Below are 11,784 nucleotides of genomic sequence, written 5' to 3' on the forward strand. Positions count from 1 at the left end.
CCGGAGGGGCCCAGAATCTGCGCCTTTTCAACGGGTCAGGCCGGCGACCGGCATGCGCCGTCGGCGCCTCGGCCCATCGGCCCGCCACGCCCAACTGCGCGTCCGGAGACGCCTCTCCCGCCTATCCGGGGTAGGCGGGGCTCGTACCGCTGTCCGTCAGCGTCTTCCAGTTGGCGTCGGGAGGCAGCCGTACGATGCCGTCCTCCGAGTCGGCCAGCAGTGGCTTGCTCTCGTCCTCCGAAGCGGCCACGCCCGTCACGTCGTTGATGCCGGGAAGGGTCGGCTGATTCGACGCAGAACCATCGGTCTCGATGTACTGCATCTGCTGCACGCTCCCGGACTCGCGGCCCACCACCACCAGCCGGCTGCCGCCGGCCCAGGACATCGCCGCGACGTCCTCGAACTGCGGCGCGAGCGGGCGCAGCGCCGTGATCCTCACCTGTGGATCGGCGGCCGTCCCCGCACGCTGGACCCGTCCGAGCTTCAGGGTCCGCGACCCGTCCTTCTGCCGTATGTGCAGCGCCATCCGCACGCCGTCGGAGGCGATCCGGAGCGACTCGATCCGCTCGTCCTTGCCGAGGCCCGGCACATCGACCTCTTCCGGCTTCTCCTTGCCGCCTGCCAGGCGCAGCAGACGCGGATCGTCCGGGTCGCGGTCGGCTATCCACAGGTCTCCCAGGCCGTCCCAACTGGGCGCTGTCAGCCGGTCGTTCTCACGCTTCGCCTTGCTCGTCAGTACGGGCTCGCCCAGCTCGCTGTCCTCCGTGAGGCGTGTGACGTACAGCGAACGGCCCGCGCGCGAGACCGCCGCGCCCTCCTGCTCGGCGCGGTTGACGGCGACGGCGCCCATCTCCGTCTCGCCCTTGCCGAGCGCGCCTTCGACGGGCCTCGGGTCGTCGCTGTCCTCGTCGAAGGAGGAGACGCGGTGATCGCCGTCGACGAAGTACTGGTGCGACGCACGGCCGTTGAGCCGCCCCGGCTCGTAGTCCTCCGCCTGCTCGCGGGTGCGCTCGCACCGCGTCTCACCGTCGGGACCTGCGAGCACCACCTTGGTCACCTTCGCCGACGCCTGATCCTGCACCGTGTGCAGCATCTGGGACGCCATGCGCACGCAGCGGCCCTCGCTCACCCTGGCGCCCTTGGAGTTGAGGCGCACGCTCAGCGCCCCGGAGTCGTCCAGCGACAGATGCTGGCCGCGAGCGAGCGCGGCGCCCTTGGGGAAGGAGGACTGGACCACCGGGTCGATCCAGGCGGTCGGCCCGTCCAGCAGGGCCTTCACGGTCGCGGTGACGGGGTCGATCCGCCGCCGCAGATACACCGGGTCGGCGACCAGCACGTCCTTGCCGCCCGTGATCGCGGCGGAGTCGGCGCCCAGCTCCGCGTAGTAGTAGTTGTTGATCGGGCGGTAGATGCGCTGGAAGTCGGATTCGCCGAGCACCAGCCCGTCCGGGACGCGGTCGATCCGCCACTCCCCGCGGTCCTTGGTGAGGTGGAATCCCTCGCTGTAGTCGCCCGCGTCCGGTGAGTACGAATGCCTGTCGTCGACCTGCGCGACGCGCGTGCCGGTCACCTGGACGGTGAAGCCGTGCCCGCCTCCCGTGTCCCGGCGGGCGTTGCCGGGGCTGGGACCTTCCGACACGACGCTCGTGCTGGCGAAGGGATCCCATTTGGCGGCCGTCTTGCCGGTCAGATACTTCTTCGCCGTCGAGAAGGCCGCTTCGTCGCTCGTCGTCGCCTCCAGGAAGCCCCGGACTATCTGCTGCGGCTTCTCGCCCTTCTGCGGGCTGACGCCGAAGACGCGCACCTGCGAGTCGGAGTCGGCACGGTGCGAGGAGTCGACGTGATCGACCGTGCCGTCGTCCGGCATCGAGGCGCAGCCCGTCAACAGCAGTGCCAGCGCGGTCAGTTGGACCACTGCGGCACGGTGGCCACGGCTTCGCCGGTCAGGGCGCATCACTGTTCTGCGTCCTCCCTGGTCGGATCTTCGGCGGTACGGGGAGCCGGACCGCGCGGCGCGGCGACCGCGGGGGCGGGCGGGGCCGCGGAGCGCTCGCCGGCTCCTGGTCCTGTGGGCGCGGACTGCGCCGAGGCGGGCGGGGTCGGCTGCGGGGCGGGCCGCCCGGCGGGGCCGGCCGCTCCATGACGCCCCTGCGCCGGGACAGCGCCCGTACTTGCGCCGGTACTCGTGCCCGTGGTCTTGCTCTGGCTCTTGGCCCTGCCCGCGCTCTTGCCCGAGCCCTTGGCCGGACGCTTGCGTCGTGCGTCGGCAGGCTGGAGCGCGAGCGGCGAGGAGTGCAGCGTCTCGCCCGCCGTGGCCGGCAGCGTGAGCCGGAACTGCGAACCGCCGCCCGGCTCGCCCCACACCTGGAGCCAGCCGCCGTGCAGCCGCGCGTCCTCCAGGGCGATGGACAGGCCGAGGCCGGAGCCTCCCGTCGTACGGGCCCGCGCCGGGTCCGCACGCCAGAAGCGGTTGAAGACGCGCTCGGCCTCGCCCGCCTTGAGCCCGACGCCGTAGTCCCGTACGGCCACGGCGACCGCTCCGCCCCCGCACGCCAGCCGGACGACCACGTCGTGGCCCTCACCGTGCTCTATGGCGTTGTCGACGAGGTTGCGCAGCACCCGCTCGATGCGCCGCCCGTCCGCCTCCGCGATCACCGGCTTGTCGTCGCCGCGCACCAGGACGCGGCTGCCCTTGCGGTCGGCGAGCGGCTCGCAGCCGTCGACGACGCGGCGCACGACGTCCCGCAGGTCGATCGGATCGGCTTCGAGGTTGGCGGCTCCCGCGTCGAAGCGGCTGATCTCCAGAAGGTCGGCCAGCAGCGACTCGAAGCGGTCGAGCTGCCCGAGGAGCAGCTCCGCGGAGCGTGCGGTGGCCGGATCGAACTCGTCCCGAGACTCGTGGATCACGTCCGCGGCCATACGGACCGTGGTGAGCGGTGTGCGCAGCTCGTGCGAGACGTCGGAGACGAACCGGCGCTGCATGCGCGAGAGCTCCTCGAGCTGCTGGATCTTCACCTGGAGGTTCTGCGCCATCTTGTTGAAGGACTCGCCCAGCCGGGCGATGTCGTCCTCGCCCGTGACCTTCATCCGCTCCTGGAGCCTTCCGGCGGCCAGTCGCTCGGAGATCCCCGCGGCCATCCGTACGGGCGTGACGACCTGCCGCACAACGAGCCAGGCGATCGCGCCGAGCAGCACGACGACGAAGACCCCGGCCGTGGCCAGAGTGCCCTTGACCAGGTTGAGCGACTCTTCCTCGAGCGTGAACGGGAAGACGTAGTACATCTGGTACGGGGCGCCGCCGGCGTCGTTGAGCCGCTTTCCGACGATCAGCCCGGCGGTGCTGCTGCCGTCCTGGCGGTAGACCTTCGCATAGCGCTGGTGGGTGCCGGGCTGCTTGTCCAGGGCCCTGCGCAGGTCGGCGGGGATGCTCTCCTCGGGACGGATGTCGCCGGAGGCGCGCGGGCCGCGGGTGGTGGACCGGCCGTTGCCGAGGAACGGCGACTCGTCGTTCTGGGAGCCGAGCGCGACGACCGAGTACACGCCCTGGCCGCCGCTGGCGAGCTGCTCCACGAGGTTGTTCAGCCAGGTGCCGGTGTTCTGCGAGGTGCGGCCCATTCCGGGGCGGCCCTGGCCCTCGCCGCTGCGGCCGCTGCCGGCGCTGTCGGCCATCTCCTGCGCGGCGGCGAATCCGCCCGCAGCCTGGCTCTGGGCCGTCTTCTCCTTGGCGTCCAGCAGGCCGTTGCGTACCTGTCCGATGACGACGATGCCGAGGAGCAGCACGACACCGAGCGACATCAGCAGCGTGGCCGCGACGACGCGCAGCTGGATGTTCCGCCGCCACAGGCGCAGCGCGGGCAGCAGGGGGCGGCGCACCCAGCGGATGAAGAACCGGACCACGGGATGTGCGCGAGGTCCGGTCGTGCCTTCGGGCAGCAGCCCTTCGGAGAAGAGCGCTCCGCTGCGCCACAGACGCCGGAACTTGGACATTTCGGACTCTTGTGTCGCGGCTCCGTCCACACCGGCGCTGTCCTGGACGGAGCCGTTCCGCGTCATCTCAGCCTGGTCCGGCCTTGTAACCCACTCCGCGCACCGTCACGACGATCTCGGGCCGTTCCGGATCGCGCTCGACCTTGGAGCGCAGACGCTGCACGTGAACGTTGACCAGGCGCGTGTCGGCCGCGTGCCGGTACCCCCACACCTGCTCCAGCAGCACTTCGCGCGTGAAGACCTGCCACGGCTTGCGGGCCAGAGCCACCAGAAGGTCGAACTCCAGGGGCGTGAGGGCTATGGACGTCCCGTCCCGCTTCACGGAGTGCCCGGCGACGTCGATCGTCAGGTCGCCGATGGCGAGCTGCTCGGGCGCCGGATCGTCCGACCGCCGCAGTCTCGCGCGGATTCTCGCCACCAGCTCCTTCGGCTTGAACGGCTTGACGATGTAGTCGTCGGCCCCGGATTCCAGGCCCACCACCACATCCACCGTGTCGGTCTTGGCGGTCAGCATGACCACCGGCACACCGGATTCGGCCCGGATCAGCCGGCACACCTCGATGCCGTCCCTTCCGGGCAGCATCAGGTCGAGCAGGACCAGATCCGGCTTGGTCTCGCGGAAGGCGGCGAGTGCCTTGTCCCCGTCCGACACGAACGACGGTTCAAAACCTTCGCCGCGCAGCACGATTCCGAGCATCTCCGCCAGTGCGGTGTCGTCGTCGACGACAAGGACGCGTCCCTTCATGCGTTCATCATCCCATTACCCCATCGTGACGTTGTCGTTCGTGACGGGGAACACAGCCCCGCGACAGTTTCGCTGGTGACAGGCGAGATCACACCCCGCTCCGTGACGATTGCCGTCACCAGCTCTGGCGGGGTCACATCGAAGGCCGGGTTGTAGGCATCGGCCCCCATCGGGGCCACCGGTATGCCACCGCCGCGCTCCCCCCATGAGTCCGGATGGTACGGCGCATACGGCGAAGAGACGTGCGTCACCTCCTCCGCAGGCCTCTGCTCCACGACGATGTCCCCTCCCCGCCCGGTCGCGAGATCGACGGTGGTGACCGGAGCCACCACCACGAACGGCACGCCATGGTGGCGCGCCAGCACCGCGAGCGGATAGCTGCCGACCTTGTTCGCCACCGAGCCGTCCGCCGCGATCCTGTCCGCACCGATCAGCACCGCGTCCACCTCGCCCGCGGAGAACAGCGAACCCGCCGCACCGTCCGCGAGGATGCTGAAGGGCATCTCCTCCCGGGTCGCCTCGTAGGCGGTCAGGCGTGCGCCCTGCAACAGCGGCCGGGTCTCGTCCACCCACAGCCTGCGCAGCTCACCGGCGCCGTGCACCTGCGAGACGACTCCGAAGGCCGTGCCCTGCCCCCCGGAGACGAGGATCCCGGTGTTGCAGTGCGTGAGCAGCTTCATCGGCGTCCGGGGCACGAGCTCGCCGAGCAGGCCGTGCCCGAGCCGGGCCATCTGCGCACTGGCTTCGGCGTCCTCCTCATGCAGTGCCCGGGCCTCGGCGAGGGCGGCGTCGGCCGGCCCCGTACCGCCCGCTCCGCCATCGAGCGCCGCACGGTACGCACGCTCCACCCGCCGCACGCCCGCGGCCAGGTTCACCGCTGTCGGCCGCGCGGACGCCAACCGGTCGGCGGCGTCGGCCACATCGTGTCCGCGTGCGGCGGCGAGCGCGACGCCGTAACCACCGGCCACACCCAGCAGCGGCGCACCCCGCACGGACAGTGCCCGAATCGCTGCCACCAGGTCGTCCGTGTCTCTGCACGCGAGCTCGGTCTCCTCGGCGGGCAATCTCGTCTGGTCGAGAATTGCGATGAGGGGCCCCTCAGGGGTATCGGCCCAGCGCAGCACCGGGACACCATGATCTGCCATCCGCACAGTCTGCCTCGACCCGCGACGACTTCTGAAGGCGATGCAAGAAGCCGGGGGCCACCCGTCGCTCCGGGCGAGCGTGGGACGATGGCAGACATCCACGCGATGGAGCGACCGAGACCTCGAGGTGACGACAAGTGAACGACTCTCCGGGCTGGACCCCGCCCGGATCCCCCTCCCCCGATCGTTCGCCCAAGGGCGAGGAGCCCGCTCAGGGACCCGGAAGCACACCGCATCCACCGCCCGTGGACGATCCGCCCAGGAACTGGTCCGCGCAGCAGCCGCCCCCTCAACCGGGCCCGGGCTGGAGCGCTCCTCCCCCCGGGCAGCCGGGCTGGGACCACTGGGGCGGCTACTGGAATCAGCCGCCCGCGGCCAAGCCGGGGATCATCCCGCTGCGGCCGCTCGGCGTCGGGGAGATACTGGACGGCGCCGTGACCACCATGCGGGCGCACTGGCGCACCGTGCTCGGCATCTCCCTCGCAGTCGCCGTGATCGTCCAGTTCGTGGCCACGGTCGTCAACGGCCTCTGGCTGGCGGACGTTTCGGACCTCGACGCACTGACCAGGGACCCGCAGCCGAGCCCCGACGAGCTCATGGACGCCATGACCGGATCTCTGCGGATCTCCGGTGTACGGGCACTCGTCGAGACCCTCGGCACCGTGCTCGCCACCGCCATGCTGACGATCGTGATCAGCCGGGCCGTGCTCGGCCGTTCCGTCTCCGTGGGAGAGGCATGGCGGGACTCGCGTCCTCAACTGCTGCGCCTGTTCGGCCTTCTCTTCCTCCTCCCGCTGCTCGTCGCCCTGGCCATGTTCGTCGGCTCCGCTCCGGGCGGGGTGCTGCTGGCTGCCGGTGTCAAGAGCCTCGGGATCGCCCTGCTGCTCGTGGGGCTGCTGGCCGGTGTCGTGGCGGCCGTGTGGATCTGGGTCCGCTTCAGCCTCGCCGCCCCCGCCCTGATGCTGGAGAAGCAAGGCGTCATCACGGCCATGCGCCGCTCCGCGAAGCTCGTACGAGGCAGCTGGTGGCGGGTATTCGGCGTGCAGATGCTGGCAACGATCCTGGTCGTCATCGTCGCCTCGGTCATTCAGATGCCCGCGACGCTCATCGGCATGATCGCCAGCGGCCAGGGGGTCTCCGCGTTCGCCGCCGGAACGCCGATGACGAGCTGGTCCTACCTGATCGCAGTCGGCATCGGTGCCGTCATCGCGTCCACGATCACCTTCCCCATCCGGGCTGGCGTCACCGCCCTGCTCTACCTCGACCAGCGCATCCGGCGCGAAGCCCTCGACCTCGAACTCGCCCGCGCCGCGGGCGTTCCCGGCTACGGCGACCCGGCCCCGCAGACCGACCGCCCGAGTCCCGGGAGCTGAGGTGATGTCGGGGGACGTGGCGACTGCGGCGCCGGCCGCCGCGGCACGTGTGCTCGCCGCGGCGCTGGCCGACGACGGCGGTGCGCCCGTGACCGTCCCCCGCACACCCGCACGCGAAGCAGCCGAACGAGAGCTCTCGAAGGGCGAGTACCACCGGGACGACCCCGGTCTTCTCAACCGGATCCTCGACTGGCTGTGGGACCACATCAATTCCCTGCTGAACTCGGCGGCACAGGCGTCGCCCGGCGGCTGGGTGGGCCTCGTCGCGATCGTCTTCCTACTGATCGTGCTGGGCGTCGCGCTGCGCCTGCGGCTGGGCAGACTCGGGTCCGAGGCCGCCTCCGACGGCCGGACGCTCTTCGACAAGGGGCCTCGCAGCGCGGCCGAACACCGGGCGGCAGCAGAGAAGCACGCCGCCGAAGAGCGGTGGAACCAGGCCGTACAGGAACGGATGCGCGCCATAGTCCGCGCCCTTGAGGAACGCGCCCTGCTCGACCACCGCCCCGGCCGCACAGCCGACGAAGCGGCCCTCGAAGCCGGCCGCTCACTGCCGGGGCACGCGGACGCCCTGCGCTCAGCCGCCCGCACCTTCGACGAGGTGACGTACGCGGACAGGCGTGTGGACGCCACCGCGTACGGAGCCGTACGCGACCTCGACACCGCCCTCCAGCGCGCCGAGCCGCTGCTGCCGGGAACCGGCGCGGAACACACCGGCGCGCTGGCAGCTCGCGGAGCACACGGCACGGAGGTCACCACCCGGGAGAGAGGGAGCAGTTGAGCGAACCGTCCTGCACCTCTCTCTCCCCCACCGCCCGGCAGGTGTGGGCGCGCGCCCGCGGGCTGCTGCTGGCCGCGGCCGTGCTCGCCATCGCCGGCGTGAGCATCGCGGCGGTGCGCTCCGAGAACGAGTACGGACCCCTCGATCCGCGCTCCACGGCAGAACACGGCAGCAAGGCCGCGGCCCGGCTCCTCGAAGACCGGGGCGTCGACACCGAGATCGTCACGACCGCCGCCGGCGCCCGTAAGGCGGCAGGTCCCGGCGCGACGCTCCTCATCAGCGACCCCGAGTCCCTCAGCGGACGGCAGAAAGCGGACCTGAAGGGCGCGTTGGAACGCGGCGGCCGCACGGTCCTCATCGCTCCGGGCCCTGGTCCGACGAAGGCGCTGGTCGGGCGAGTGCGTGCGGCGGCGCCCGCGACGACGCAACCCACCCCGCCGGACTGCGACTTCCCGCCCGCCGAACGCGCGGGCGACGCCGAACTCGGCGGCATCCGCTACGAGATCGCCAACGATCAGGCCGACTCCTGCTACCTGCGCCAGGGCCTGCCCTCCCTGCTGCGAATCCCGGACGAACCCGCCGACGGCGGCGGCCGTCCGGGCACCGAGGGCGACACCGTTCTGCTCGGCTCGCCGGCGCCGCTCTACAACCAACGGCTCGACAAGCACGGCAACGCCTCCCTGATGCTTCAACTGCTCGGCTCGCGCCCGCATCTCGTGTGGTACCTCCCCTCCTCCGCCGACGCCGCCGCCCCGCGGAGCGAACAGCGCGGATTCCTCGATCTGGTTCCCGAGGGCTGGACCTGGGCCACCGCCCAGCTGTCGATCGCCGCCGTACTCGCCGCCCTCTGGCGGGTACGGCGTCTCGGTCCGCTCGTGCCCGAGCAACTCCCCGTCTCCGTACGGGCTTCCGAGACAACCGAGGGACGGGCACGTCTCTACCGGCAGGCCAACGCACGCGACCGCGCCGCCGACGCCCTGCGCTCCGCAACCCGCGCCCGGCTCGCCTCGCTGGCCGGGGTCAGCGCCGCGGAGACAGACTCCCCAGGGGTTCTGATCCCCGCCCTCACCATGAGCGCGGACGCCGGGGCCCGCACCGGAGCGACTGCCTCCACCGGGCCGGACTTCAGAGACAGTTCACGCCTTCACTCCCTCCTCTTCGGCGCAGCTCCCACCACCGACGCCGAACTCGTCCGGCTCGCGGACGAACTCGACCACCTGGAACGGCGCCTCACCGACGTCGCCTCCTTCACCCGCCTACCGACAGACAAGGAACGCACCTAGTGAGCGCCCCCTCACCAGACAGCGCCCGCAGCGCCCTCGAAGCACTGCGACTTGAGATCTCGAAGGCAGTCGTCGGCCAGGACGCCGCCGTCACGGGACTTGTCGTCGCACTGCTCTGCCGCGGCCACGTGCTACTCGAAGGCGTCCCCGGAGTGGCGAAGACGCTGCTCGTGCGGACACTCGCCGCGACCCTCGAACTCGGAACGAAACGCCTTCAGTTCACCCCCGATCTGATGCCGAGCGACGTCACGGGATCGCTCATCTACGACGCCCGCACCGCAGAGTTCTCCTTTCAGCCGGGCCCGGTCTTCACCAACCTCCTGCTCGCCGACGAGATCAACCGGACGCCCCCGAAGACCCAGGCATCGCTGCTCGAAGCAATGGAGGAGCGTCAGGTCTCGGTCGACGGCACACCTCGCGCCCTGCCGGACCCGTTCCTTGTGGCAGCGACCCAGAACCCGATCGAATACGAAGGCACTTACCCTCTGCCGGAGGCACAGCTCGACCGTTTCCTGCTCAAGCTCAACCTCCCGCTGCCCTCGCGCGATGACGAGATCAGCGTCCTCACCAGGCATGCGGAGGGATTCGACCCGAGGGACCTCGGCACTGCCGGCGTCCAGGCGGTCGCGGGACCGGACGAACTCGAAGCGGCACGCCGCGCAGTCGCCGAGACCTCCGTCGCGCCCGAAGTGACGGGCTACGTCGTCGATATCTGCCGTGCCACTCGTGATTCCCCCTCGTTCCTGCTCGGCGTCTCCCCGCGGGGCGCCACCGCTCTACTCGCCAGTGCTCGCGCCTGGGCCTGGCTCACAGGGCGCGACTATGTGATCCCCGACGACGTGAAGTCCTTCGCCCTGCCGACCCTTCGCCACCGCGTACAGCTCCGCCCCGAAGCGGAGATGGAAGGCGTCACCGCGGACAGCGTGATCAACTCGATCCTTGCCCATGTCCCCGTCCCCCGTTGAATCTCAGTGAGCTGATTGGCGAACCCTGATTCATGGCACTCACCGGCCGTACAGCCCTATTCGCCGCCCTCGGCGCCATCCTCGTCGGGCTGCTTCTTCCCGGCTGGAGCGGCCTGCTCGCCGTCGAACTCCCGTTGCTGGCTGCAATCCTGTACGACCTCGCCCTGGCCTCGCCAGTGAATCAACTCCGGTTCACACGTTCCGGTGATACGTCAGTTCGGCTCGGCGAACACGCATACGTGAATGTCCTCGCGGCCAACCCGTCCCGGCGTCAGTCCCGCCTGCAGCTGCGCGACGCATGGCCTCCGAGCAGCTGGCCCGAGGGCACGGCGGAGGCAGCGAGCCGGCACCGTGTGCGCATCGGCCCCGGTGAGCAGCGAGTTCTCACCACGGCACTGCACCCCACCCGCCGCGGCGACCGCCGCTCGGAACGCATCACCGTGCGCTCCTTCGGTCCGCTCGGTCTGGCCGCACGCCAAGGCAGCCACTCGGTTCCCTGGACGGTGCGCGTCCTCCCTGCTTTCAACAGCCGCAAGCACCTGCCGGCCAAACTGGCGAGACTCCGCGAACTCGACGGCCGCACAAGCATCTTGACCCGCGGCGAAGGAACCGAATTCGACAGCCTCCGCGACTACATTCCCGGAGACGACACCCGATCAATCGACTGGCGGGCGACGGCCCGGCAGTCCGCCGTCGCCGTCCGGACATGGCGTCCCGAACGCGACCGGCACATCCTCGTCGTACTGGACACCGGCAGGACGTCCGCGGGCCGCGTCGGAGACGCCCCACGCCTCGACACGGCCATGGACGCCGCCCTCCTTCTGGCGACGCTCGCCTCCCGCGCCGGCGACCGGATCGATCTCCTCGCCTACGACCGCGCACCGCGCGCGACTGTGAAGGGCCGCGCGGCACATGAGGTACTGCCCGCGTTCGTGTCGGCCATGGCACCGATAGAACCGGCGCTCGTCGAATCCGACACCCGCGGCCTCGCATCCACCGCCCTGCGCATGGCACGACACCAGTCACTCCTCGTCCTGCTCACAGGGCTGGAGGCGTCTCCTGTCGAGAACGGACTCATCCCGGTACTGCCGCTTCTCACTCAGCGCCACACGGTGCTGGTCGCGTCGATCGCCGACCCACGAATCGCTGAAATGGCCACCGCACGAGGGGACATCGATGCCGTCTACAACGCTGCGGCCGCGGCGCGAGCCCAGTTGGAGCGCAAACAGACCGCGGACCGCCTCCGACGGCACGGAGTCATCGTCGTCGACGCACTGCCGACGGAACTCGCACCCGCTGTCGCCGACGCATATCTCACGCTCAAATCAACAGGCCGCCTCTGACCTCCATTTCAAGCGCTATTCCTGCGTCCGACGTCCGAACATGAAGAGGCCCCGTGGGTGTGGGGTGTTGAACCTCCCACATTCCCAACGGGGCCTCTCCTAATGATTGTTCGGCGGTGTCCTACTCTCCCACACGCTCCCGCATGCAGTACCATCGGCGCAGTA

At 70.5% G+C, this 11,784-nt stretch carries 9 protein-coding genes; 5 read left to right on the plus strand and 4 right to left on the minus strand.

Annotated elements, in window-relative coordinates; genetic code table 11:
• Nucleotides 1–121 precede the first annotated feature (121 nt).
• The 4 genes from QQM67_RS21425 to mtnA form a co-directional block, all read right to left on the minus strand.
• Nucleotides 122–1,915 (minus strand): LpqB family beta-propeller domain-containing protein, encoded by a 1,794-nt coding sequence (locus tag QQM67_RS21425; protein ID WP_314175602.1) that lies wholly within the window; start codon nucleotides 1,913–1,915, stop codon nucleotides 122–124.
• Between the two features lie 38 nt (nucleotides 1,916–1,953).
• Entirely contained in the window at nucleotides 1,954–3,987 is a 2,034-nt protein-coding gene (gene mtrB, locus QQM67_RS21430) for an MtrAB system histidine kinase MtrB (protein WP_314175603.1), read from the minus strand.
• Between the two features lie 67 nt (nucleotides 3,988–4,054).
• On the minus strand, nucleotides 4,055–4,732 hold the full coding sequence (mtrA, locus tag QQM67_RS21435; RefSeq protein ID WP_314175604.1) for a two-component system response regulator MtrA: 678 nt from the start codon (nucleotides 4,730–4,732) through the stop codon (nucleotides 4,055–4,057).
• The gene (gene mtnA / locus QQM67_RS21440; RefSeq protein WP_314175649.1) at nucleotides 4,729–5,877 is read right to left on the minus strand and encodes an S-methyl-5-thioribose-1-phosphate isomerase; all 1,149 of its coding nucleotides are present in this window, start codon (nucleotides 5,875–5,877) and stop codon (nucleotides 4,729–4,731) included. The genes mtrA and mtnA overlap by 4 nt, the downstream gene beginning before the upstream one ends.
• A gap of 137 nt (nucleotides 5,878–6,014) precedes the next feature.
• Between mtnA and QQM67_RS21445 the strand changes: the two genes are divergently transcribed.
• Genes QQM67_RS21445 through QQM67_RS21465 form a run of 5 tightly spaced genes read left to right on the plus strand, consistent with a single transcriptional unit; the run spans nucleotide 6,015 to nucleotide 11,619 of the window.
• Nucleotides 6,015–7,250, plus strand: a complete 1,236-nt coding sequence (locus QQM67_RS21445; RefSeq protein ID WP_314175605.1) for a DUF7544 domain-containing protein — start codon at nucleotides 6,015–6,017, stop codon at nucleotides 7,248–7,250.
• Nucleotides 7,251–7,266: 16 nt separating this feature from the next.
• Nucleotides 7,267–8,028, plus strand: coding sequence for a DUF4129 domain-containing protein (locus QQM67_RS21450; RefSeq protein WP_314175607.1), 762 nt, complete (start codon nucleotides 7,267–7,269; stop codon nucleotides 8,026–8,028).
• Nucleotides 8,025–9,311, plus strand: coding sequence for a DUF4350 domain-containing protein (locus QQM67_RS21455; protein ID WP_314175608.1), 1,287 nt, complete (start codon nucleotides 8,025–8,027; stop codon nucleotides 9,309–9,311). The genes QQM67_RS21450 and QQM67_RS21455 overlap by 4 nt, the downstream gene beginning before the upstream one ends.
• Nucleotides 9,311–10,276 carry an AAA family ATPase gene (locus tag QQM67_RS21460; RefSeq protein ID WP_314175609.1) on the plus strand — a complete coding sequence of 322 codons (966 nt, stop codon included), beginning with the start codon at nucleotides 9,311–9,313 and terminating at the stop codon, nucleotides 10,274–10,276. The genes QQM67_RS21455 and QQM67_RS21460 overlap by 1 nt, the downstream gene beginning before the upstream one ends.
• Nucleotides 10,277–10,308: 32 nt before the next feature.
• Nucleotides 10,309–11,619, plus strand: a complete 1,311-nt coding sequence (locus QQM67_RS21465) for a DUF58 domain-containing protein (protein ID WP_314175610.1) — start codon at nucleotides 10,309–10,311, stop codon at nucleotides 11,617–11,619.
• Nucleotides 11,620–11,784: the final 165 nt, after the last annotated feature.

It is taken from the genome of Streptomyces winkii (assembly GCF_032248595.1).
Lineage (GTDB): Bacteria > Actinomycetota > Actinomycetes > Streptomycetales > Streptomycetaceae > Streptomyces > Streptomyces winkii.

Excerpts from the sequence above, each read along its gene's own strand:
- QQM67_RS21465 (WP_314175610.1), top strand. The coding sequence starts at position 10,309 with ATGGCACTCACCGGCCGTACAGCCCTATTCGCCGCCCTCGGCGCCATC.
- mtnA (WP_314175649.1), bottom strand. The coding sequence starts at position 5,877 with ATGGCAGATCATGGTGTCCCGGTGCTGCGCTGGGCCGATACCCCTGAG.
- mtrB (WP_314175603.1), bottom strand. The coding sequence starts at position 3,987 with ATGTCCAAGTTCCGGCGTCTGTGGCGCAGCGGAGCGCTCTTCTCCGAA.
- mtrA (WP_314175604.1), bottom strand. The coding sequence starts at position 4,732 with ATGAAGGGACGCGTCCTTGTCGTCGACGACGACACCGCACTGGCGGAG.